The following is a 24,943-nucleotide window of genomic DNA, read 5'->3' as shown; positions in this document are numbered from 1 at the left end:
AAGAGATAAAAAAATGAGTTATTTTGAAGCGTTTGTTTTAGCGCTGATCCAAGGATTGACCGAATTTCTTCCTATCTCCAGCTCCGCGCATCTGATCTTACCCTCAGTGATCCTCGGTTGGCCCGATCAAGGCTTAGCCTTTGATGTTGCGGTACATGTCGGAACCCTATTGGCTGTGGTGATCTATTTTCGCGTTGAAGTCATCACCTTGCTCAAAGCGTGGCTTGGCTCGATTTTTCAAGGTGAGCGCAGCAAAGAGAGCAAACTGGCGTGGATGATTGTGATTGCTACGATTCCGGCGTGTGTGTTTGGTCTGCTGATGAAAGACATCATCGAGCTTTACCTGCGCAGTGCGTATGTTTTGGCCACCACCACAGTGGTATTTGGCTTGCTGCTCTGGTGGGCAGACCGCACGGCCAAGCTACGCATGGATGAGTTTCAAGTGGGCTGGAAACAGGCACTAATGATTGGCATTGCGCAGGCAATTGCGATGATCCCGGGTACTTCTCGCTCTGGCGCCACCATCACTGCGGCGCTCTATTTGGGATTTACGCGCGAAGCTGCGGCGCGCTTTTCATTTTTAATGTCGATCCCAATCATTTTGCTGGCTGGCAGTTATCTTGGGCTTAAATTGGTGACAGGCGATGAACCTGTGCATGTTGGCTTTTTGCTGACAGGGGTGGTGACTTCGTTTATTAGCGCGTATATCTGCATTCACTTTTTCTTAAAGCTCATCTCAAAAATGGGCATGACGCCTTTTGTGATTTATCGTCTTGTGCTTGGTTTTGGTCTGTTTGCGCTTTTATTAAGCCAATAATAAGGTTGAGTCAGAAAGCGCGAGCATTGACGAGAGAAAAGCGAGCGCTTTTCCTCGTCATTCCTATCCGATTTGAATCTGCCATTTCAAATGGAAACGGGATACCCGCTGTTGAGACGTTAGCTTCGAATCAAAGTAAGGTATTTCGCTACCGCTTGAACGCGCTGAGCTCGCAGCTCATCGCGTATTGCGGGTCCTTTGAATCCTGCCGCAACAATTTCACTGACCGCGACATTGGCCGCGGCTTGATGAGCGCCACGAACCCAATCGGCTTGTGGGTAGGGGGCGTGCTCGAGTCCTAAGCGCCCCGCGTGGTCTGCTTCACAGCTCAGTAGCAATCCGTCAAGACGCTCTGGTTTGCGCCACACATCAATAGCATCAAATAATTTGACCATAGTGTCGGGGCGTAATTCACCAGCGCGATGGATGTTACTATGTTGGGCGCACACGATGAGCGCCAAATCGCGATATTCATTGGGCACTCTTACCCGTTCGCACAGCGTGCGTATTAGCGCTAAACCGGTCTGACAATGGCGTTTATGGCTGGGCCACTCGGCTGGTGGTGTCACCCCTTTCCCTAGGTCATGCACTTGCGCAGTAAAGCGAATCTCAGGGCTAAGAGTTAAACGTGCGGCCTGTTGCGCGACCAATAACGTATGAATGCCAGTGTCAATTTCAGGGTGCCACTTTTCGGGTTGAGGCACGCCAAACAAGGCATCAATTTCAGGTAGCACAACCGCGAGCGCGCCACAATCACGTAGCACGCGTAAAAATTGCTCAGGCGCGGCGCTTTGTAATGATTTATGCCATTCTTGCCACACTCGTTCAGGCGTTAAATGCCCCAATTCACCATTGGCGACCATCTGTTGCATTAAGAGCATGGTTTCGTCGGCAATGCGAAACCCGAGTGGTGCAAACTTGGCGGCAAACCGCGCGACGCGCAGCACACGTAGAGGATCTTCGACAAACGCTGGCGACACATGACGTAATATTTTTTGCTCGAGATCGCGCGCGCCGCCATAAGGGTCGATTAACTCTCCCGCTTGATTTTTCGCAATCGCATTAATCGTGAGATCGCGACGCATGAGATCCTCTTCAAGCGAGACTGAGGGATCAAAATAACAAGCAAAACCGGTATAGCCATGGCCCACTTTGCGTTCGGTTCGTGCCAAGGCATATTCTTCTTTGGTTTTGGGGTGAAGAAACACCGGAAAATCGTTGCCAACTGCGACAAATCCGCGGCGAAGCATTTCCTCTGGCGTTGCGCCCACAACAACCCAATCATTATCGGTGCTACTGTTTGCTGCATTGCCATTTGCGGTCAAACCGAGTAATTGATCGCGTACCGCGCCCCCCACCAAATAAACTTGCACTCGCTTTTCCTCTCAACTTAACGCGATTTGCTGGACATTGTAGCAAGCAATGGTACTTTGCTCTCTATCGTTTTTTCACGCTCGGCCAAGGTTAGAGGTTATGTATACCGACTTTTTTGCTCTGCAAGAGCCGCCGTTCTCTATTGTGCCAAATGCACGTTATTTTTACTTGAGCGCGCGCCATCAAGAAGCCATTACTCATCTGCAAGCTGGTCTTGGTAGTGGTGGTGGTTTTGCTTTACTAACCGGCGAGGTGGGGACAGGGAAAACGACCGTTGCGAAAGCGCTGTTAGCGCAGTTGGGCGATAAAATGCAAACGGCGCTATTGCTAAACCCGACGTTTTCCAGCGGTGAATTGCTTGAGGCGATTTGCGATGCTTTTGCGATTGATTACCCAGAGCGAGCTTCGCTCAAGCAGCTGCATCATGCCATTCACCAATTTTTATTAGCCGCAGATCGCCAAGGTTTGCAAACCTTGATTGTGATTGATGAAGCGCAGCATTTGGCCGCAGAAGTGCTTGAGCAGCTGAGATTATTGACCAACTTAGAAACCGAGCAGCATAAGTTACTCAAAGTGGTGCTGGTGGGACAGCCAGAGCTGCAAGATCTGCTACGAACGACTGCACTGCGTCAGTTGGCACAACGGATCACCGCGCGTTATCACCTTCTTCCTCTTGATGCGCAAGAGACGGAGGATTACATAGCGTTTCGCTTGCAGCAGGCAGGCCGCCGAGCTGAACTGTTTGATCGAAAAATGTCTCAGCAAATCGCTAAATACAGCCATGGGATCCCACGCTTGATCAATTTGATCTGTGAAGGCGTGCTGTTGAGCGCGTATCGCCGTGGTGAAAAAAAATTGAGCCTAGAGCAAGTGAAACAAGCCTGTGTCACTGTCATGGCAGGGCAGGCCGATATTTATCATTTGAACCGTGCTACCCCATCAAACGCGTTGCGCACGCGTCAGTGGATAAAAAGAACGGCGGTAGCCGGCGCGGTGGCCGTGGCTCTTGGCGCGGTGAGTATGTCGACGATGATGCCGCAATGGCGGTTTGACGTCGAGCCGATATCAGGCGAGCTGACAACACAGAGCGCGACGGTCACCGATGATGTGATTGAAACAAGCGCTAAGTTGGTGATGGCAGACAGGCCAGCAACGCCAAGCGTACCATCGCAGAGCGCAACTGACAGCCCATCTTTTGACATGCGGCACGAGAGCGTAGCTCCCTTGTTTACAAATAATCAAAACGCCGAGCTTGCGATTAAGCAGCTGTATGGCCTTTGGGGCTTTGCCGCGACAGTGCAAGAACGGCTATGCCTGAGTGAGTCGAGCTCGACGTTTGTGTGTCAGCGCGTGCCAACAACATGGGCGCAGCTGATTGAACACAATCGCCCTGTGGTATTGGCGCTGTATCAACAAGGAGAGGTCACGCCGCACTACGTTGTGTTGTATCGCATTGACGGTGAGCACGCCACGGTATTGACACCGACTCAGGCGCTGAGACTATCGAGTACGCAGTTACAGGCGTATTGGCAGGGCGAGGCGATTGAAATTTGGTCTGCGCCACTGACTCAGATGTTAAAACCGGGAATGCAGGGCAGTGATATTGCTCACTTAGACCGCTTACTGGCGCATGCTTTGGGTGAGGCACCACTTGAGAGCGCCCATTTTGGTGCGCAGCTGACCGCCCGTGTTGAGCTGTTTCAGCGCTGGCAGAAAATGGGAGTAGATGGCATTGCCGGTGAGCGAACCTTACGCCGGTTGCAACGTTTGGTGCAGCCTACCGCGCCCAACTTGCTCTATATAGTAACGCAGGACGGAGCGAGGAGTGCATTGGTGGATGGTGAGCTAAATGACGTGGAAAGTCTGCCGCTTCCTGAGTTTGGTGAGCTTGTCCGCGCGCCACAGCGCGATATCCTGACAACCCCTAATAACACGGCAAGCGTCCTTGCGCCGAGCGCTGAGCGCCTTGAGCAGGCCTCTTCGGCGGAGAGCAAGCCATTCGTGATTGCGGCAAATGACTCACAAGAGGCATCATTGCCATCACTCAATGATCTCGATTTGTCCTCCTTATCACCTGAGTTAGTGGCTCGCCTTGAAAATGCCCGTGTGTTTGATGAGCCGAGTGAACTTGAAGACGCTTCTCATACTGCAAGTGAGGAAGACAATCATGGGGCGGTTATTGAACTGGAGCGACAAGCGGCGCAATGGCAAGGGCGTTTACCGCCGCTGAATTTACAGACGCACCTTTACGCTGGAGATCCCAGCAAACGTTGGGTCAAGATTAATGGCCGTGAATTCCGTCAGCAAGAGTGGATTTCATCACAATTACAACTGGTTGAAATACAGCCGCAACGAGTGGTTGTCGCCTTTGATGGCGTCAAAATTTCCTTACCAGCTCTGTATGAGTGGCAAGGCTAATTTAAAATGAAAAAAGGTCATTCGATGAATGACCTTTTTTGTATATACCCGTCCTACTTGAAGGTGCAACTGTGTTAGCGGTCTCTCACAAACCTCATCACATAGTTTATCTATGCTCAGAGGCTTTGCTCGTTTGCTGCCTACCTGCACCTTCAAGATGTTTGGGTATAACAGAGCTGATGTTATGCCCAGCCGTTAGGGGATTTCTTACGACGAGGGATCAAGTGCGGCAAAATCAAGCCAAAGAGGAGGCCCAATCCCGCGACACCGCCGCCGTAAGTAAAATATTTCAGCAGTAAATCGTCTTTCTGAGTGTCGATTTTGGCGCGGAGCTGGCGGTTTTCGCTTTCAATGTTGGTCAGTTGCGCGTTAATTTCACCATATTTTTGCTCTAACTCACTGATTTGCTGATTACGCAGTTCGAGCGAGTCAGCCAGGCCTGCTTTTTCTGAGTCGGCAGATTGGCGCGCATTGGCTAACTGCGCTTTTACCTCAACTAGCTCTTTTTCAAGGCGAGGCAAACGCAGCGCAACACTTTCACGTGCGGTCACGAATTTGCTTTGCACCCAACCTTTGCGACCACGGTCGTCAACGATCTCGCTATAACCGGTTTCTTTGTTGGTTTGAAGCAGGTTAATTTTGGTTCCCGCATCCACACTACCGATGATGCGATAGTTGTTGCTTGGGCCAGAGTGCATGTAAGTGAACAGTTCATCAGCAATATAACGGCTTTGTGCCCACGCAGCAGACGAGGCCATCAACGCGATGAAAACCGCAGCAAACAGTTTTTTCACGGTAAATCCTTTCAAGTAATCGGTAGTGAGGAGGTATATACCCAAGTGACTTCAAGATGCTGGATTCAGAGCCGGCTCACTGAGCTGAGAGCAAGGCAAACAACGCAGCGAAATAGTGAGTCTATTTTCAAGTTGTTTAACACCGCTATCGGTTCAGTGGTTGGCTCCCAAGGGGCGAGCTGCCTTGGTTCATCAGCTTTGTTGACGATTTTCGATTGAGCACCACTCAATCTTCAAATCCTCGCCTCACTGATAAACCAAGTCATTCTCGCTGAATCATGCATCTTGAGGTTACTTGGGTATAAAAGTGTTTCGAATAGTAAAAACTTTCCCCAGTCCATGCAACCGGCAAGGTGGAGAAAGCGCCGTGTTGTGGGCAAATTTTGGTAAAATCTGACAGAGCGCTTACAAATTGCCGCGCATGAAGCGCGGCAATGGTTGTTTTGATGAAGGGGCTAAGTTAGGCCACGATAGCCATCATGGCGTAGTAGAAGACGACAGCCAGTAGGGCACCCGCAGGTAAGGTGACCACCCAAGAGGCGACGATGTTACGTACCACGCCAAGGTTAAGGGCGGCAATACCGCGTGCAAAGCCAACACCAAGCACCGCGCCCACTAAGGTTTGCGTGGTAGAAATAGGTAGGCCAGTTCCCGATGCCAAAACCACAGTTGCCGCAGTTGCCAATTGGGCCGCAAAACCACGACTTGGGGTTAACTCTGTAATACCGGTACCTACGGTTGCCATTACTTTGTGGCCCAGTGTGGCAAGGCCCACCACGATACCAAACCCACCCAGTGGCAAAATCCACCAAGCAATGGTGCTTTTGGCGGTGACTTCACCTAGGTGTTCGACGGTTGACACGACAGCAGACAATGGGCCAATCGCGTTTGCAACGTCATTTGAGCCGTGTGCAAATGCCATCGCACAAGCGGTGATCACCATTAAAACGCTGAAGATGCTTTCTACGCCAGCAAAGCTATGGTCATCTTCTTTATCAGCAAACTTTTTCTGAATGTAGACATAACCACCTGCCATCACGAGCGCTGAAACGATTGCAGACCACGCCCATGCTTCGCCATTGCTCAAATGCAAGCCAACGTGCTTGAGTCCTTTTTTGATGGTCACTAGAGCAATCACCATGGTGGTGATAAACATGTAGACTGGGACAAAGCGCTTGGCATTAATAAGCGGTTTGTCAGTATCAAAGATGAGTTTTTGCGCACTAACGAAAAAGAGATAAGCAAACAGGCCTGAAATAAATGGTGTGATGATCCAGCTGCCGACAATGCCTTGCACACTGCCCCAGTCGACCGCTTCGGTTCCTACAGAGACGCAAGCAAAACCGATGATGGCGCCGATGATCGAGTGTGTCGTTGACACAGGCCAGCCCATATAAGAGGCCAGTAGTAGCCAAGTCCCTGCTGCCAGTAATGCTGACATCATCCCAAAGACCAGTACATCAGGCTGGTCGACAAACAGTGAGGTTTCAATCACGCCTTTACGAATCGTGTCGGTTACTTCACCACCGGCAAGATAGGCGCCAGCAAATTCAAACACCATCGCAATTAAAATTGCCTGCTTGACTGTGAGCGCTTTCGAACCAACGGATGTGCCCATAGCATTGGCCACATCATTTGCCCCGATACCAATCGCCATCAGAAAACCGAAAAATCCAGCGATAAGGATTAGCATCGTGCCGTAATTCGCAATGATATCCATCGTAATACCCAGTTGTTGTTAACAATCCATACCGGAACAGTCTGCAGCCACACACATGAGCACGCGACTACGCCGCACTGGCGGTTTGTTGTGTGTAAAAAACAGTTCGATTAATTTGTTGGTGAACGAATTTATCGATGAACTATGAGCGAGATAGCATTAGCTCCAAGCGCGCGCCTACGCGTTGCGCTTGATCGGCAATACCACCAACCCACTCTAGGATTTTGTATAAGAACATCACATCAACAGGGTTGAGGTCGGCTTCAATGACCATCAATTGTTGACGCAGTTCAATCTGCATGGCATCCGTGTCATCTTCGATTTTATCCAACTCATGGATCATTTCCGCAACGAGCGTCACTTCACGGCCTTTAAAGCCTGTTTCAAGCAGTTCGTCGAGTTCGTTAATCACTTTTTGAGCTTGATCGGCTGCATCAAGGCAGCGCTGAACATAGCGCAGAAATGCGCTTTGCATCGAGGCAGGAATTTGCAACCGTCGACCGTAAACGCGGCCAGCGATGTCTTTTGCTAGATTGGCCAATTTGTCTTGCTGGGTCAGCAAGTCGAGCATGTCAGTACGATCGACTGGCATGAACAAGCCACGAGGCAGTTTGAGGCGAATCTCACGTTTGAGCACATCCGCTTCTCTTTCCAGATGAGAGATCTGCGCGCGAATTTCGCCAGCTTTCTCCCAATCCCCTTGTGCGCAAACTTCAAAAAACTTAAGGAGGTGCGCGCAACACTCGTTTACGCAAACCACATGACGCTGCAAAGGCTTAATAGGGGACTTTGCAAATAACCCCATAATGGTATTCATCGGCATGGTTATCACAATCTAAAAAAGGAATGGCCAATAGAACATACACCATTTATCGGTGTAATGTTGAACTTAGGTTGCAAAGGGGCGCATAGTAACGTAAAGGGCTTGTTGTTGAAACTGTTTTAGATCATGAATCTGACGATATTTCCTTGTTGCTCACCGCGGGTTTAGGCAATATCCTGTGCCTATCAGGGTTACAAGGGATCACTATGGAAACCGAGATAGAGCTGAAGTTTTTTGTCTCACCAGAATTTGTTAGTACATTGCGCGAGAAAATCGCCGAAACCAAAATTCTTCAGCATAGCTGCCGAGAGTTGGGAAACACCTATTTCGACACGGTCGATAATTGGTTGCGCCAACATGACATTGGCATGCGAATTCGTCGTTACGACGGTGTATTTGTGCAGACGGTAAAAACCGCTGGTCGTGTTGTTGCTGGCTTACACCAGCGCCCAGAATACAACGCCGAACATGACTCTAATCAACCTAACCTCCATTTGCACCCTGTCGATATTTGGCCGGAAGGCAAAGCGATTGATCAGCTGCAAAGCGAATTGCTTCCTCTTTTTTCTACCGATTTTAGCCGTGAACAGTGGCTGGTTTGTATGCCAGATGGCAGCAAAGTTGAGGTTGCGTTTGACTTAGGACTTGTCCATGCCGGTGAGGTGTCAACATCGATTTGCGAAGTAGAACTTGAGCTCAAATCGGGTCAAACCGACGCATTATTCACGCTCGCGCGAACGCTTAGCGACGAAGGTGGAATGCGACTGGGCAATTTAAGTAAAGCGGCGCGCGGTTATCGTTTGGCCACCGACTATCAAGGCGATGAGGTACACGCGCTGGAATTGGTGCCGATGACAGGGCAAGAGAGTGTCGAGTCTTGCTTGGTGAAATCCCTTGAGCACGCTTTGTCACATTGGCACTACCATGAGCAAATTTACACCGAGCGCGAGTCAGTACGCGCTCTGGTTGAGATCAACAATGCGATTCGCTTCATTCGCCAAATTTTTACCGTATTTGGTGGTGTGGTTCCGCGTCGCGCCAGTGCGCTATTGCGGCAAGAGTTAAAATGGTTAGAGCAAGAGCTCAATTGGCTTAACGATTACGCTCATCTTGAGACCTTGTTAGAGGATAAAGGGCATGTACTGCGTAAGCTGGATGCACGTAAGTATTTGGTCGCTGAGTTAACCGAGGAATGGGTCGCACTACCAGATCGCGATGCTATGCTTGAGCTGCTTAGCAGCGCGCGCTACACCGGATTATTGCTTGATTTGAGCCGTTGGATCTTAACCCGAGGCTGGCAGCCATTTTTGGACGACAAAGCACGCGACACCATGGCTGGCAACATTGCCCCGTTTTCTGCTCAACAACTTGATCGCACTTGGGCAGAGTTGATGGAGGCGTTTCCTGTTGAACAGACTATGGACGCGCAAAGTTATATTGATCAGCGTTATCGCTTGTTACGCAATCTTTATACCGGCATCTGTTTTGCAGAGCTCTATGACATTGATGATCGCAACGCATTTCGCATGCCTTGGGCGGATCTGGTGCATGGCATCGATGATCTCCTAATGCTGCGACATCTTGATCCGCTAGTGAATTGTCTTGAGGGCGACGAACGCGAGCAGCTTGAGCGTTGGCTGGGTCGTCAAGAGCGTTCGATTTTACACGCGATGGAACAAACTCGCGCCATTAGCTTGGAAGTGAAACCGTACTGGCAATAATGCCGATGGCTCGTAGGCTTGGTTGTTTTGCATCCTTGCGTTGATGCCACTTCGTTCCAAGTCACCTTGCCACATAATGAGATGGAGCCTTAGCGCTCCATTTTTTATTGGTCTTTGGTGATAGTAGCAAATCTCGGTCGAAATATACCGCCTCTTGAAGTCACTTGGGTATAAACGGCAATCTATTGTTTTTCAATGTGCTTTTGCTTGAAAATCGGTGAGATGTAAAAACTGCGATCTCGCTCTTAACTTGTTATCAGTTTGAGAACGAGGTCAAATCTGTGAGCTACCATTCGATAAAAAAGTTGCCCCATGCGCGCTCAAGGTTAAGGATCATACCATCAATGGATGTTGAATTTTCGACTGTCAATATAGGCAACATGAATAAGGCGCGCGGCAACGCCATTTCGTGGCGAATGCCTATTTGACCTTTTGGGGCATTCACTCAAATTATGACAGGCGCGTGGGAGAATAATATGAATAAATTGGAATTTAAGCCGTGGGAGCGAGTGATTTGCGACATTCGGCTTGTCCCCAAAATGGTGTTATTGATGGTCTTTAGCACCTTGCTTATCGTGAGTAAGCAATTATGGGATGCCTCTATTTTTTATGATGCGTTACTTGCGGCAACCCAGGACGCTCAGATCGCCCAGTCACATTATGAATCCTACCTTGTTACAGTTGCATGGCAAACGGCATTGATGATTGCGATGTTTGTCGTGTTATTGCTGACTGCCGCTCGAGTGATGTTAAAGCAGACCCGTTATTTGGGCGCGGCGATTAATTTGATGGCCAATAAGAACTTATCTGTTCCCTTTGATATGGCGTGTAAAGATGAGTACGGCGACTTAGCTCGTGAGCTTGAGCGAACTCGCAGTCAGCTGCACGATGTTATGCAGCTGCAAGTGAACGCATCCGAAGAGACCGCTAGTCTCAGTGAGGTGCTGACGATCAGCATGTCGGAAACACAAGAGTCTGCACAAGAGGAGTTTGCTGAAGTAGATAGTTTAGCGTCGGCTATGAGTGAGATGTCAGCAACGGTATTAACCATCGCTGAAAACGCCAAGGCGGCGTCAACATTGACCAGTGCCGCGTATGAAAAGGCGCAAAGCGGCCACCAATATTTGCAGCAAAGTATGACCAAAATGCACGATCTTTCGAGTGACATTACCTCCTCGTCTAATGTGGTCAATCAAGTTGAAACCCGTGTTGATGCAATTAGTAGTGTTGTCGGTACGATTCAAGGCATTTCTGAGCAAACCAATTTGCTCGCGTTGAATGCCGCGATTGAAGCGGCGCGTGCGGGCGAAGCCGGCCGCGGATTTGCCGTGGTTGCCGATGAAGTGCGTAATCTAGCTCAGCGCACGCAAACTGCGACAGTCGAAATTCAAGATATGATTGCTCAGTTGCAAGCCAGTGCTAGTGACGCCGTTGCTATCATGCAAAAAAGTGTTGATGAAGCGACTGATGGCGTGGGCTTGGTGACGCAAGCCGGAGAAGAGCTGGACGGCATCGTTAATCAAGTGAATCAAATCAATGACATGAATTTCCAAATTGCCAGTGCCGCAGAGCAGCAAAGTGGCGTTGCTGAAGAGATGAACGGCAATTTGAGCAATGTGCGCGAATTGGTGCAAGCGTCTGTTGTCGTGGTCGGTGAGCTGCTTGAAACGTCGCAAATGATGCAAAATAACGTGGCTGAGTTGGATAAAAAAATCAAATTGTTTGAGATTTAACCTAGCCTCAATTTAGAAACCTCAGTCTATACCCAAGCGACCTCAAAATTGGGTATATGTGCTGGGGTTTTGTGTTTTTCAGCGCGAGGATCTTACTCTGAGTCTGACCGCGCCTTTTCCAAATTTTCCACGAATTATGATATAACCAAGGCTTCATTTTCTCGCTGACGCAAGGGATCACAATGTCACACTCTGCCGCCATGGCCACACTGCAGCACCAAATAACACAACCAGATACACCCAATAATGCAATGTTGACCTTGGCACGAGAGCGTGGGATTGTCAGCGATTGGCCAGCTGATTATGTGATGCAATATCAAAAGGTCACCACGCTTAGCGCATTTGTCACAGAGCAGCTTGAGCGTGATAGTGAGCTGGCTCGCGTGCTACCTCAGATGCTTGAGCAGCCAGAGCGAGCAACGCGCTATCGCACAGAGCTGGCAACGACGTTGGCCCAAGCTCAGGACGAGACGCAGTTGATGCGTGAGCTACGCCGATTTCGCCGTCAAGAAATGGTCTACATCGCGTGGAAAGATTTCACCCACGCTTGGCCGCTAGATGCGTCTTTGATGCATTTATCTGAGCTGGCTGAAGCGATGATTTTTGAAACCTATCGCTGGCAATACGATGCTTGCTGTCGAGAGTGGGGCACACCGTGCAATGCGCAGGGCGACGCGCAACCTATGCTTATCATCGGGATGGGCAAATTGGGCGGTGGAGAGCTTAACTTCTCATCCGATATTGATTTGATATTTACCTATCCTGAAAACGGCCAAACTCAAGGCGCGCGCCGCAGTATTGATAATGCTCAGTTTTTCACTCGACTGGGTCAGCGAATCATTAAAGCGCTTGATGCACAGACTTATGATGGGTTTTGCTATCGTGTTGATATGCGATTACGTCCTTTTGGTGATAGCGGCCCCTTGGTTATGAGCTACGCCGCGTTAGAAGATTATTATCAAGAGCAAGGACGCGATTGGGAGCGGTATGCGATGATCAAAGCTCGAGTGATGGGCCGAGAGATGTACCCACAATATCAAGAGCTGCGTCAGATGTTGCGTCCGTTTGTGTTCCGCCGTTATATCGATTTTAGCGCGATTCAATCGTTGCGCCGTATGAAGTCCATGATCAGTACTGAAGTGCGGCGGCGTGGCTTGAGTAACAACATTAAACTCGGCGCGGGTGGCATTCGAGAAATTGAATTTATCGCTCAAGTGTTTCAATTGATCCGCGGGGGACGTGAGCCGAGCTTACGTGGCCGCGGTCTGTTACCGACGCTGAGTGCGATCAAGCGCTTGGAATTACTCTCTAGTGACGATGCTAACGCGTTAAATGACGCGTATCGCTTTTTACGTCAACTGGAGAACTTGCTGCAAGCCATGGCCGATAAACAGACGCAAACGCTGCCCGACAATGAATTGGACCAATGTAAACTGGCATTGGCTATGCAATATGACAGCTGGGAAGAGCTGATGGCTCAAGTGGTGACACAGATGAGTCGAGTGCACAATGTGTTTCAGCAGCTCATCGGCGAAGACGATGAAGAAGAAACTCCGATTGCGCGCCATTTTCATGAGCTGTGGGATATGGCGCAAAACCCCGACTTACTCGAAGTGATCCTAGAACAAGATATTCATGCGCCACACCCTAGCGTGATGGCAAAGGTGATTGAACAGTTCAAAAAAGATTTAGCCAAAAAAACATTGGGTCCGCGCGGTCGTGAAGTGCTTAATCAACTGATGCCAAAGCTGTTCCAAGCGATATTTTCCCACCCAGATGCGGAGTTTGGCTTGCCACGGGTATTGTACCTGCTTCACTCAATTGCTACTCGTACCACTTATTTAGAACTGCTTGATGAGCATCCTGCGGCATTGACGCAACTGGTGCGCCTGACCACGGCCAGCCCGATGATCTCGGAACAATTGGCACGCTTTCCGATTTTGCTCGATGAGCTGCTTGACCCACAGCAGTTATATCATCCCATTGCTTTGGATAATTATCGTCTCGAGCTACGTGACTATCTGGCGCGAATTCCAGAAGACGACATGGAGCAGCAAATGGATGCCTTGCGCCAGTTTAAGCAAATTGGTCTATTGCGCATTGCTGCTGCCGACATTGCTGGTGTATTACCGGTAATGAAGGTCAGTGACCATCTTACTTATTTGGCTGAAGCGATTGTCGATGCCGCCGTGCAGCAGGCGTGGCAGCAGATGGTGACAAAATATGGCGAACCAAACCACCTTAAAGCGCGAGGTGGGCGTGGATTTGGCGTGCTGGGGTACGGCAAAGTGGGCGGTTGGGAGCTAGGCTATAACTCAGATTTGGACTTGGTGTTTCTGCACGATTGCCCTGATAACGTCGAAACCACAGGAGAAAAATCCATTGATGGCAAACAGTTTTATTTGCGTCTCGCGCAGCGCGTGATCCACATTTTTTCGACTCGCACAGCATCTGGTATCTTGTATGAGGTGGACACTCGCTTACGTCCATCGGGGATCTCAGGTCTAATGGTGAGCCCGACAGACGCGTTTGCAACGTATCAGCGCGAAGAGGCTTGGACGTGGGAGCATCAAGCTTTGGTGCGCGCGCGAATGATTTATGGTGATGAGCCTTTAACGACCGAATTTGAGCGCATTCGTCATGATGTGCTCTGCGCGCCACGAGACAGCGCAAGCTTAAAGCAGCAAGTGGTCGAAATGCGTGAGAAAATGCGCAGCCACTTGGCCGCGAAAAAAGCCGGACGTTTTATGCTAAAGCAAGACTTGGGTGGGATCACAGATATCGAATTTTTAGCCCAATACCTCGTGCTCAATTTTAGCGCCACAAATGGGAAATTGACGCGTTGGAGCGATAATGTGCGTATTTTTGAAACGCTGGCAGCGCAAGGCATTATGGATGAGTCACAAGCTCAAGCGCTGATTCACGCCTATACCGCGATGCGCGATGAAATACATCATCGTAATTTACTCGGCCAAGAGGCTGATGTGAAAGAAACACGATTTATCACTGAGCGAGAATGCGTTATCGCAGCTTGGCAGCAGTGGTTTGGTGACAGTGGCTCGGCAACAGAATAATCTGTTAAACTGGCACCATTTTACTCAGCATGTCCGTCTGATTGGCCGACGTGATGTTTTGGCAAGGCTTGTCCTTATGCCATAGACCACCTGTTAGGTGTGATAAAGAATAATAATTGGAGATGCTTTTTATGAAACCCATTTTGCCAGAATACAGTCAAGCGGGTGTGCTTGTGATTGGTGATGTGATGCTAGACCGTTATTGGTCTGGTCCTACGGGACGAATTTCACCAGAAGCCCCAGTGCCGGTGGTCAAGGTGGATAATAATGAAGAGCGTCCGGGGGGCGCTGCAAACGTCGCGATGAATATCGCCTCTTTGGGCGGACACGCGCACATTGTCGGTCTGACGGGGATGGATGAGCCCGCTAAGGTGCTGACCGAGACTCTGAGTGCGTTGAAGGTCAATTGTGACTTTGTTGCGTTACCAAGCTATCCAACCATTACCAAATTGCGTGTGATCAGTCGTGGTCAACAGTTATTGCGTCTTGATTTTGAAGACAAGTTTGAAAATACCGATCCTGAACTGATTTTGGCGCGTATGGAGCGCGCTCTGCCCAATGTTCAAGCGGTGATTATGTCTGATTATGCCAAAGGCGCCCTTGAGCATGTGCAAGCTTACATTCAAAAAGCGCGTGCGGCCAATGTGCCCGTCTTTGTTGATCCCAAAGGAACCGATTTTGAACCCTACCGTGGAGCTACGTTACTGACCCCGAATTTGTCGGAATTTGAAGCTGTGGTAGGTAAAGTGACCAGCGATGACGATTTAGTCGAAAAAGGTTTGGCACTGATTGAACAATTTGATTTGGATGCTCTTCTGGTCACTCGCAGTGAGCATGGTATGACGCTAGTGCGTCGTGATACAGCGCCATTTCATTTGCCCACTCAAGCCAAAGAAGTCTACGATGTGACGGGCGCAGGTGATACCGTGATTTCGGTTCTAGCAAGCTCTGTCGCAGCGGGCAAAGCGTTAGAAGAAGCCTGTGCATTGGCCAATGCGGCGGCAGGTGTTGTGGTCGGTAAGTTAGGAACATCGACACTGTCGACCATTGAACTTGCTGAAGCGATTCATGGCACGCAAGATACTGACTTTGGCGTTATCACTGAATCGGCATTGATTGACGCCGTAAAGCAAGCGAAAGCGCGCGGTGAAACGGTGGTAATGACCAATGGATGTTTTGATATTTTGCACGCAGGTCATGTGTCGTATCTCAATCATGCCGCAAAATTAGGCGATCGCTTGATTGTGGCTGTGAATACTGACGATTCAGTCAAGCGTTTAAAAGGGCCTGGCCGCCCAGTGAATCCGACGGATCGCCGAATGGCGGTGCTGGCAGGACTCGGCGCGGTCGATTGGGTTGTGCCTTTTAGTGAAGATACGCCTCAACGATTGATTGCCGAAGTGTTGCCGTCGCTTTTAGTCAAAGGTGGCGATTACAAACCGGATGAGATTGCAGGCGGGAAAGAAGTGATCGCCGCTGGTGGCGAAGTGCGCGTACTCAATTTTGAAGACGGTTGCTCGACCAGCGAAATCATTAATGCGATCAAAGGCGGCAAGGGCTAATCACAGCAACGCTAAGTTGCTGAGCGCTATGCTTTGACACTCAAACGCCTTGAAATGTAAAAAAGCCAGCATCGCTGGCTTTTTTGTTATCGATTCACGTTTTCGGTGCTGAAACGCGCTTTGAACTTAAGTGTTACTTGGCAGGGATGAGGCCTGCGTCAACATCGACCAAGTTTTGCTCGCTGAGCGTGCCAACCGCTTGCGCCAATTGCAATTGGCTTAAGATGTAGTTGTAACGCGCGTTAGACAGGTTGCGGTTTGCATCATACAAACTTTGAGTCGCATCGAGGACATCAACAATGGTACGGGTACCCACTTCAAATCCAGCTTCGTTCGCCTCAAGTGCTGAGCGTGCAGAAATCACGGTTTGTTCGTAAGCGCGAATCGCGCCAATGTTGGCATTGATGTTATTTTGTTGCGCGCGTACCGTTGCAGATACAGAGCGGTAGGTTTCTTCAAGCAGCTCAGCTGACGCCACATAATTGAACTCGGCTTGTTTAGTCAAAGAGTCGATGCGACCGCCTTGATACAGAGGTACGGCCAATTGTACGCCAATGTTAAAGCCGTTAGCTCGACCATCGTTAGAGATCCCGTTATTAACCGTTGAATCACTGGTATCAGAAATCGAGTAACCACCCACCAAATCGAGTGTTGGCAAATGGGCAGAGCTGGCCAGCGAAATGTTTTCTCTGGCGATATCCACTGCGATGCGTTGCGCCAGTAAGCTTAAGTTTTTCACTTGCGCTTCATTGATGAGCTGCTCAGGTGCAGTGGTGGAATTGACCGCTGAGAAACGCTTGGTATCAAGCACATCAAGATTTTGGTAGCTACGGCCAGTGATTTCACGCAATGTTTCATAACTGTTGGCCAGCGTATTTTCAGCTAAGATTTCGCTAGCGAGTACGCTGTCGTATTGCGCCTGCGCATCGTGTACGTCGGTAATGGCCGAGAGACCCACTTCAAAACGCTGTTTGGTTTGCTCAAGTTGACGGCCAACCGCGGTCTTTTCTGCGCGAATGAACTCAAGGTTATCTTGCGCGCTGAGCACACTAAAATAGCCCTGTGCTACACGAAGGATCAGGCTTTGCTCAGTCACCGCGAGGGTTGCGTCTGCTTGGCGCGCCGTCATTTCTGCGGTATCTAGTGTAATCCAAGATGAACGGTCATAAAGCTCTTGGGTTAGGTTTAGGCCGATATTGGCAACATTATCGTCGTTGTCGCGATCCGGCCCTGTATCAGGGTTAATTTTTCCGCGCGTGAGGGTGTAACTGGCAGCAAGGCTAATTTGTGGCAACAGTGAACTGCGGCTTGAGGTAATCGCTTCAAAGGCGGCATCGCGCTGCGCTTGAGTGCGCAGTAACTGTGGATCATTCTGTTTCGCCACATCGTAAATTTGAACCAAAGATTCGGCGAAGGCGTTCAGACTGACGCTGCCTAAAGTGGCACTGATGACCAAGGGAAGCAGTTTTTTCATTTTCCATTCCTGCGATTAAAAGTTTGGTATGTTGTCAAGAGTTTAACTCAATATGATGGATCTTTGCCCGACTTTCTGCAGTTTTATACTTAATTGTCCAATTGTGCAATATATTTCCATGCAAACACTTAACTGAATGAATAAAATTTGTATAGAAAGTTGAACCAAGTCCTTTGAGTCACGAAATAGGTTGAGTAAAATGTTGCCTAAAGATTTCTGAACGTTTCGACCCTTGATAGAGTCGAAGCTTAACAGAACTCGATACGGGTAACTCCCAGTAGAGCGAGGTACGGCATGCCAAATTTGGACAAGCAAGATCAACAGTTTACTCCCAGCGATGTGAAAATTATTTCTAAAGACACACTGTTCCAAGGTTATTTCCGAATGAGTAAGTACCGCTTTCAGCATAGAAAATTTGCTGGAGGATGGAGTGCCATTGTTGAGAGAGAGCTGTTTGAACGTGGTGAGGCGGTCGCGATTCTACCCTATGACCCTGTGCGTGATGAGATTGTCTTTATTGAACAAATTCGTGTTGGCGCGCTTGAACATCCACATCCGTGGCAGTACGAAATCGTCGCGGGTGTAATTGACCGCGATGAAAACGGTGAGGCTGTCGCTCGTCGAGAGGCGGAAGAAGAGGCTGGTGTATCGATAGGGCGTATGCAGTCGCTGCTTTCTTATTATCCCTCCTCTGGTGGGTGCTCGGAGCGAATCGAGCTGTTTGTGGGAGAAGTGGATGCCAGCCAAGCTAAGGGAATCCATGGCTTAGATTATGAAAATGAAGATATCCGCGTGTTTGTGCTCAGTCGAGAAGAGGCAATGGATTGGCTGGCGCAGGGTAAATTCGAGAATGGTGCCACAATAATCGCGCTGCAATGGTTAGCATTGAATCATTTAACGCTAAAGTCACAATGGTTGGACTCATGAACGTGGCCTCTTATGACGGTTCGGCTGTGATATGAAGCGTAAAATACCCAGCTCGGCGGCGGCAGGAAAACCTCGCTACCATGTTGATTTGCCAATGTTAATGCGTTGCTATGAGACCAATTATGCCAAGTTAAATGCGCTATTGCCGCATCAAGCGCAGGTGGGGGATGTTCGCTGTTACCAAGCCGCGCAGATGGTCTATCAATTGACGGTAATGGATGTCACCAAATACACCACACTCTTGGAAATTTGTCAGTGTGAAACGCAACCTGTGTTCCCACTGCCGACCATGACGGTGCGTTTGTATCACGATGCTCGTGTTGCAGAAGTCTTGAGTAGCGGTGAGTTTAGTCAAATAAAAGCAAAGTACGATTACCCTAACGACCGTTTGATGCAGCGGGATGAAAAGCATCAGTTGAATCTTTTTCTCGGGGAGTGGTTAACGTTTTGTCTCAAAAATGGGATAAGCCGAGCGCCGATTAAATTTTAATATTTTTGAAGTCAGGTTTTGATTTTGCAACAACAACAAAGTGATCTTGAACAACTAAGCGATATCAGCGCGTTAGAGAGTGTGCGATTACTGCAGATCACCGATACGCATTTATTCGCCGCAGAGGAAGGCAGCTTATTGAGTGTTAATACGCTGGCCAGTTTTACTGCCGTGGTGGACGCTATTGTGCGTCAACAAGTCGGCTTTGATGCGATTATCGCGACTGGCGATATTTCGCAAGATCATACCGATAGCTCATACCAGCGCTTTGCAAAAGGAATAGAACCGTTGCAAAAGCCCTGTTTCTGGCTGCCAGGCAACCATGACTATAAGCCCGGAATGCACAGTATTTTTCCAAGTGCGCAGATACACGCACCAACGACGGTCATGTTGGGGCAGCATTGGCAGATGGTTTTGTTGGACTCACAGGTGGCAGGTGTGCCACATGGCTACCTTGAACAAACGCAGCTCGATCAGCTTGAACAGGCACTGAGTGAGAATCGTGAGCGCTATACGCTGGTTTTACTCCATCACCCTCCTCGTTTGGTCGGCAGTCAGTGGCTCGATCAGCATACCTTAAAAGAGGCGGAGGCTTTTTGGCAGCTTGTGGCGCAGTTTGATCATGTACGAGGCGTTGTGTGTGGTCACGTTCACCAAGAGCTGGACTGTGTTTATCAAGGCGTCAGAGTGCTTGCGACGCCATCAACGTGTGTGCAGTTTAAACCTAACTCTGATGATTTTGCGCTTGATCGCAACGCACCAGGATGGCGAGAACTGACACTTCAGCCAAATGGTGTTATCGAAACGCAGGTAAAACGCTTGCAGCCAAATCACTTTTTGCCGGATTTCACATCAGCCGGATATTGATTTTCATCATTGTCGGCAAAGGAGTGTGCCAATGAAACCATCACTGCTACTTTATATTCATGGCTTTAACAGCTCACCGTTGTCACACAAAGCGCAGGTGATGGCTCAGTATTGCCAAGAACACCGACCTGATATCACCGTATTAACGCCTCAGTTGCCCAATTACCCTCAAGCGGCAGCCAATGCGCTTTTATCCATCGTGGAATCGCATCGAGATTCCCATCACATCGGGCTGGTTGGTAGCTCACTTGGCGGCTATCTTGCCTTGTGGCTCAATCAACAGTTTGGCTTTCGTGCGGTTCTGATAAACCCCGCTGTGCGTCCCTATGAATTGTTAGCGGAGTATCTTGGCCCGCAGACCAACCCTTACACCAGTGAGCACTACCATTTAGAGTCGCACCATATTGATGAGTTAAAAGCGTTGGATGTCGTGACGCTCGCCTCACCGAGTGATTTTTGGTTGCTTCAGCAAACGGGCGATGAGGTGTTGGATTACCGTCAAGCTGTGACGAAACTTGCGCAGGCGAAGCAGACGGTGGAGCAAGGCGGCGATCATAGTTTTGTCGGTTTTGAGCGTTATGCGGCAGACATTGTTGACTTTTTAGCACTTTAATATTGCGACGCTTTACTCTTAAGCCAACGGCATCAGGGAATATCAAGACGATGTGGTGCAAGATGATGCGGTAATAAAGTGTGAACTGTGCATAAAACTCGCAAAAGATCGTAGATTTTACCCACCTTTTACCGCAATTCTTGACATAATCCGTATGCTTTCCGAGTATGTCTTTCTTATCGCGATGGCTCGCCGTTTTTTTCGCTGCGATGCTCTTGTGATCCTAACCTCTTTTTTGTCATCGTGTCGGTTTTAGCGGTGACGCTTAGAATAATTATTGAGAATCATTCCGTATTATGACTGAACAATATAATGCTGGTGCCATTGAAGTCTTAAATGGATTAGAGCCAGTCCGCCGTAGGCCGGGGATGTATACGGATACCACGCGTCCTAACCATTTAGGCCAAGAAGTCATCGATAACAGCGTTGATGAGGCGCTGGCCGGACACGCGTCAAAAGTCCAAGTCATTTTGCATGCTGATCAGTCCTTAGAAGTGATTGACGATGGCCGAGGCATGCCAGTCGACATTCACCCAGAAGAGAAAATTTCGGGCGTTGAACTGATCCTATGCAAACTCCACGCAGGCGGTAAGTTTTCCAATAAGAACTACCAGTTCTCTGGTGGTTTGCACGGTGTGGGCATTTCGGTGGTCAACGCGTTATCCAAACGTGTGGAAGTGACCGTACGCCGTGATGGGCAAGTGTATGAAATTGCCTTTGAACATGGCGAGAAGGTGCAAGATTTAACGGTTACTGGCACCTGCGGTCGTCGTAATCGTGGTACCAGTGTTCATTTTTGGCCTGACGCGAGCTATTTTGACTCAGCAAACTTCTCTGTGACGCGCCTGGTCAACAATTTGCGCGCAAAAGCGGTGTTATGCCCAGGCCTTGAAATTACGTTCAGTGACAAGGTCAACGGCAATGATTATCGCTGGTTTTACGAAGACGGCTTGAAAGATTATCTGGCAGACGGCGTTAAAGGCTATCCCGTTTTGCCAGAAGCGCCTTTTACGGGCGAGTTTAGCGCAGAAACCGAAGCGGCGAACTGGGCCGTCATTTGGCAGCCTGAAGGCGGTGACATGATCACCGAAAGCTACGTGAACCTCATCCCGACAGCACTTGGCGGTACTCACGTTAACGGTTTGCGCCAAGGTCTTTTGGATGCAATGCGCGAATTTTGTGAATTCCGCAATTTGCTGCCGCGCGGCGTGAAGCTCACCGGCGATGACGTATTTGACCGCTGCTCTTACGTGCTTTCGGTGAAGATCCAAGATCCGCAATTTGCCGGCCAAACCAAAGAGCGTTTATCGTCGCGTCAAACCGCAGCGTTTGTGTCAGGCGTGGTGAAAGATGCGTTTAGTTTGTGGCTCAATGAAAAACCACAACTGGCTGAACAGTTAGCCGAAGTGTGCATTGCTAATGCTCATCGCCGCATGCGCGCCAGTAAAAAAGTGGTGCGTAAGAAAGTGGCTTCAGGCCCTGCGCTTCCTGGCAAGCTGACCGACTGTTCACAGCAAGACTTAAGTCGTACCGAAATCTTTTTTGTCGAAGGTGACTCGGCGGGTGGCTCAGCCAAACAAGCTCGCGACCGTGAATTTCAGGCGGTGATGCCACTGCGCGGTAAAATCTTAAACACTTGGGAAGTCGCTGCAGATCAAGTGCTGGCCTCGCAAGAGGTGCATGACATTTCGGTGGCGCTTGGCATTGACCCTGATACAGAAAACCTCGATGGGTTGCGTTATGGCAAAGTGTGTATTCTAGCCGATGCGGACTCGGACGGTTTGCACATTGCCACTTTGTTGTGCGCGCTGTTTACCCGTCATTTCCGCGCCTTAGTGGAAGCGGGGCACATCTATGTTGCTATGCCGCCATTGTATCGAATTGATTGCGGTAAAGAGGTGTTTTACGCGCTGGATGATGCAGAAAAAGAAGGGATTTTAGAGCGTCTATCGAAGAAGAAAGCCAAAATCAACGTGCAACGATTTAAAGGGTTGGGTGAGATGAACCCACTTCAGCTGCGCGAGACCACTATGGATCCAAACACGCGCCGTTTGGTGCAGCTCACGATTGATGACAGTGAGGCAACGATGGAAATGATGGACATGCTGCTGGGTAAAAAACGCGCAGATGACCGTCGCACTTGGTTGCAAAGCAATGGCGATCAGGCTGATCTGCAAAATCAGGCCGATGGACTCAATAGTGATGATTTGACCGAGACTGAGGTGTAAGCATGGCGACTGAAATTACTTACGATGGCGTAGAACAACTGCCAATGCGCAAGTTTACCGAGGAAGCGTACCTCAACTATTCGATGTACGTCATTATGGATCGCGCGCTTCCTTATATTGGCGATGGTTTAAAACCGGTTCAGCGCCGAATCATTTATGCAATGTCTGAGCTTGGATTATCCGCATCAGCAAAATACAAAAAATCGGCGCGTACCGTTGGTGACGTGTTGGGTAAATACCACCCCCATGGTGACTCGGCGTGTTACGAAGCGATGGTTTTGATGGCGCAGCCCTTCTCTTACCGCTACCCACTGGTTGACGGTCAAGGCAACTGGGGTGCTCCGGATGATCCCAAGTCGTTTGCGGCGATGCGTTATACCGAAGCAAAGTTATCAAAATTTGCCGAAGTATTATTGGGCGAATTAGGCCAAGGTACTGTTGAGTGGCAGCCTAACTTTGATGGCACTATGAAAGAGCCACAAATGTTACCAGCACGTCTGCCACATATTTTACTCAATGGCGTGACGGGCATTGCGGTGGGTATGGCAACCGACATACCGCCTCATAACGTGCGCGAGATTGCGGATGCAACCATTCACCTAATTGATAATCCTAAAGCAGGATTAACTGAGGTGATGCAATACGTTAAAGGTCCAGACTATCCTACCGAAGCGGAGATCATTTCGCCCGCTTCGGATATGGAGAAGATTTACCGCAGCGGTCGTGGCTCAATCAAAATGCGCGCGGTTTGGCACAAAGAGGGCGGGGATATTGTGATCACCGCACTGCCACACCAAGTGTCTGGGGCAAAATTGCTTGAGCAAATTGCCGCGCAGATGCGCGCGAAGAAGCTGCCTATGGTCGAAGATCTGCGCGATGAGTCGGACCATGAAAACCCAACGCGTATCGTCATTGTGCCACGCTCCAATCGCATTGATTGCGATATGTTGATGAATCACCTATTTGCTTCGACCGATCTTGAGCGTAACTACCGCGTTAACCTCAATATGATTGGTTTGGATAACCGCCCTCAAGTGAAAGGCTTGGTGCAAATTCTCTCTGAGTGGATCGCCTTCCGTCGAGATACTGTGACACGTCGTTTGCAATATCGCTTAGATAAGGTGCTAGCACGTTTGCACATCTTGGAAGGCTTGCTGGTGGCTTATCTCAATCTTGATGAAGTGATTGAGATCATTCGTACCGAAGACGATCCAAAAGCGGTCTTAATGGCACGCTTTGGTATCACTGAAATTCAAGCGGATGCCATTTTAGATACCAAACTTCGCCACCTTGCCAAACTGGAAGAGATGAAGATCCGTGGTGAGCAAGATGAGTTGGAAAAAGAGCGTGAAAAACTTGAGCAACTGCTTGGCTCTGAGCGTCGCCTCAATACCTTACTGAAAAAAGAGATCAAAGCAGACGCGGAAAAATACGGCGATGATCGTCGTTCCCCCTTGGTTGAGCGCGCTGAAGCGAAAGCGCTAACTGAGCGTGATTTGGTGCCAAGCGAAGCGATTACAGTGGTGCTTTCAGAAAAAGGCTGGGTACGTCATGCTAAAGGTCATGATGTTGATGTGACGGGCTTAAGTTATAAGTCCGGCGATAATTATTTGGCCCATGCTCTGGGCAAAAGCAATCAGCCGGCGGTCTTTATTGGCAGTGACGGCCGAAGTTACTCACTCGAGTCGCACTCTCTCCCTTCGGCGCGCAGTCAAGGTGAGCCAATAACAGGGCGTTTGAATATCACTCCGGGCTCAAGTATTCGTCAGGTGATCATGAGCGAAGAAGATAAATTATGGCTGGTTGGATCGGATGCCGGTTATGGTTTTGTCTGCAAAGGCGCTGATTTATTGTCTAAAAATCGCAGTGGTAAAGCGCTGATAACTGTGCCAGAAGCGTCTGAGGTGATGGCGCCGTCTGCGATATCGAATCTCGATACGGATGAGATTTTAGCCATCACGAACCTAGGTCGTATGTTGTTGTTCCCTATGAAAGACTTGCCACAACTTGCGAAAGGTAAGGGGAATAAGATCATTAATATTCCGAGCGCTAAAGCCAAAGCGCGTGAGGAGTTCCTTACTCACCTGATGGCCTTACCGCAAGGCGCGCACATTACGCTTTATGCGGGTAAGCGTAAGCTTGGACTTAAGCCGAGTGATTTGGATAATTTCCGAGGTGAGCGTGGGCGTCGAGGTGGTTTACTGCCGCGAGGCTTACAACGCGTGACCGAAATTGAACTGCAAAATGACTTAGTCGACACGCCGTAGCACAGCGTAACCTAAAAAAACACCGCCAATGCGGTGTTTTT

General features: G+C 49.3%; 17 protein-coding genes. 12 read left to right on the top strand and 5 right to left on the bottom strand.

Features of this window, described 5'->3' with window-relative positions; genetic code table 11:
- Window positions 1-13 precede the first annotated feature (13 nt).
- A complete protein-coding gene (locus tag HGP28_RS05425) occupies window positions 14-817 on the top strand; it encodes an undecaprenyl-diphosphate phosphatase (RefSeq protein WP_168835443.1) in 804 nt (267 codons plus the stop codon).
- A 119-nt stretch (window positions 818-936) separates the two neighbouring features.
- On the opposite strand, the gene HGP28_RS05420 is transcribed toward HGP28_RS05425, so the two are convergent.
- Window positions 937-2,190: a multifunctional CCA addition/repair protein gene (locus tag HGP28_RS05420; RefSeq protein ID WP_168835442.1), complete on the bottom strand. Its 1,254-nt coding sequence runs from the start codon at window positions 2,188-2,190 to the stop codon at window positions 937-939.
- A 100-nt stretch (window positions 2,191-2,290) separates the two neighbouring features.
- Here HGP28_RS05420 and HGP28_RS05415 point away from each other — a divergent pair, with 100 nt between their 5' ends.
- The gene (locus tag HGP28_RS05415; protein WP_168835441.1) at window positions 2,291-4,609 is read left to right on the top strand and encodes an AAA family ATPase; all 2,319 of its coding nucleotides are present in this window, start codon (window positions 2,291-2,293) and stop codon (window positions 4,607-4,609) included.
- Between the two features lie 182 nt (window positions 4,610-4,791).
- Here the strand turns inward: HGP28_RS05415 and HGP28_RS05410 are convergent, their stop codons facing one another.
- The 3 genes from HGP28_RS05410 to HGP28_RS05400 all read right to left on the bottom strand — a co-directional run bounded on the left by HGP28_RS05410 (window position 4,792) and on the right by HGP28_RS05400 (window position 7,946).
- Window positions 4,792-5,367: a TIGR04211 family SH3 domain-containing protein gene (locus tag HGP28_RS05410; protein WP_211091902.1), complete on the bottom strand. Its 576-nt coding sequence runs from the start codon at window positions 5,365-5,367 to the stop codon at window positions 4,792-4,794.
- A 496-nt stretch (window positions 5,368-5,863) separates the two neighbouring features.
- Window positions 5,864-7,123 (bottom strand): inorganic phosphate transporter, encoded by a 1,260-nt coding sequence (locus HGP28_RS05405; RefSeq protein WP_168835439.1) that lies wholly within the window; start codon window positions 7,121-7,123, stop codon window positions 5,864-5,866.
- 142 nt (window positions 7,124-7,265) lie between these two features.
- Window positions 7,266-7,946: a TIGR00153 family protein gene (locus tag HGP28_RS05400; RefSeq protein WP_168835438.1), complete on the bottom strand. Its 681-nt coding sequence runs from the start codon at window positions 7,944-7,946 to the stop codon at window positions 7,266-7,268.
- A gap of 206 nt (window positions 7,947-8,152) precedes the next feature.
- Here HGP28_RS05400 and HGP28_RS05395 point away from each other — a divergent pair, with 206 nt between their 5' ends.
- The 4 genes from HGP28_RS05395 to hldE all read left to right on the top strand — a co-directional run bounded on the left by HGP28_RS05395 (window position 8,153) and on the right by hldE (window position 16,036).
- Entirely contained in the window at window positions 8,153-9,667 is a 1,515-nt protein-coding gene (locus HGP28_RS05395; RefSeq protein WP_168835437.1) for a CYTH and CHAD domain-containing protein, read from the top strand.
- Window positions 9,668-10,143: 476 nt separating this feature from the next.
- A complete protein-coding gene (locus tag HGP28_RS05390) occupies window positions 10,144-11,400 on the top strand; it encodes a methyl-accepting chemotaxis protein (protein ID WP_168835436.1) in 1,257 nt (418 codons plus the stop codon).
- A 251-nt stretch (window positions 11,401-11,651) separates the two neighbouring features.
- Window positions 11,652-14,474 (top strand): bifunctional [glutamate--ammonia ligase]-adenylyl-L-tyrosine phosphorylase/[glutamate--ammonia-ligase] adenylyltransferase, encoded by a 2,823-nt coding sequence (glnE, locus tag HGP28_RS05385; RefSeq protein WP_168835565.1) that lies wholly within the window; start codon window positions 11,652-11,654, stop codon window positions 14,472-14,474.
- A gap of 131 nt (window positions 14,475-14,605) precedes the next feature.
- On the top strand, window positions 14,606-16,036 hold the full coding sequence (gene hldE / locus HGP28_RS05380; RefSeq protein WP_168835435.1) for a bifunctional D-glycero-beta-D-manno-heptose-7-phosphate kinase/D-glycero-beta-D-manno-heptose 1-phosphate adenylyltransferase HldE: 1,431 nt from the start codon (window positions 14,606-14,608) through the stop codon (window positions 16,034-16,036).
- A 133-nt stretch (window positions 16,037-16,169) separates the two neighbouring features.
- Here the strand turns inward: hldE and tolC are convergent, their stop codons facing one another.
- Window positions 16,170-17,510 (bottom strand): outer membrane channel protein TolC, encoded by a 1,341-nt coding sequence (gene tolC, locus HGP28_RS05375; protein WP_168835434.1) that lies wholly within the window; start codon window positions 17,508-17,510, stop codon window positions 16,170-16,172.
- 294 nt (window positions 17,511-17,804) lie between these two features.
- Here tolC and nudF point away from each other — a divergent pair, with 294 nt between their 5' ends.
- The 6 genes from nudF to parC all read left to right on the top strand — a co-directional run bounded on the left by nudF (window position 17,805) and on the right by parC (window position 24,902).
- The gene (gene nudF, locus HGP28_RS05370; RefSeq protein WP_168835433.1) at window positions 17,805-18,437 is read left to right on the top strand and encodes an ADP-ribose diphosphatase; all 633 of its coding nucleotides are present in this window, start codon (window positions 17,805-17,807) and stop codon (window positions 18,435-18,437) included.
- A 31-nt stretch (window positions 18,438-18,468) separates the two neighbouring features.
- A complete protein-coding gene (locus HGP28_RS05365) occupies window positions 18,469-18,927 on the top strand; it encodes a DUF1249 family protein (protein WP_168835432.1) in 459 nt (152 codons plus the stop codon).
- A gap of 24 nt (window positions 18,928-18,951) precedes the next feature.
- Complete coding sequence (gene cpdA / locus HGP28_RS05360) at window positions 18,952-19,794, top strand: 3',5'-cyclic-AMP phosphodiesterase (RefSeq protein ID WP_211091894.1); 843 nt, start codon at window positions 18,952-18,954, stop codon at window positions 19,792-19,794.
- Window positions 19,795-19,819: 25 nt separating this feature from the next.
- Window positions 19,820-20,407, top strand: coding sequence for an esterase YqiA (gene yqiA, locus HGP28_RS05355; RefSeq protein WP_343033811.1), 588 nt, complete (start codon window positions 19,820-19,822; stop codon window positions 20,405-20,407).
- A gap of 296 nt (window positions 20,408-20,703) precedes the next feature.
- Window positions 20,704-22,635 carry a DNA topoisomerase IV subunit B gene (gene parE, locus HGP28_RS05350; protein WP_168835430.1) on the top strand — a complete coding sequence of 644 codons (1,932 nt, stop codon included), beginning with the start codon at window positions 20,704-20,706 and terminating at the stop codon, window positions 22,633-22,635.
- Window positions 22,636-22,637: 2 nt separating this feature from the next.
- Window positions 22,638-24,902: a DNA topoisomerase IV subunit A gene (gene parC / locus HGP28_RS05345; protein ID WP_168835429.1), complete on the top strand. Its 2,265-nt coding sequence runs from the start codon at window positions 22,638-22,640 to the stop codon at window positions 24,900-24,902.
- Window positions 24,903-24,943 lie beyond the last annotated feature (41 nt).

This window comes from Vibrio agarilyticus, from assembly GCF_012641465.1.
GTDB lineage: Bacteria > Pseudomonadota > Gammaproteobacteria > Enterobacterales > Vibrionaceae > Vibrio > Vibrio agarilyticus.
Note: the sequence above shows the minus strand (reverse complement) of the source record. Positions and strands in the feature narration are given on the sequence as shown.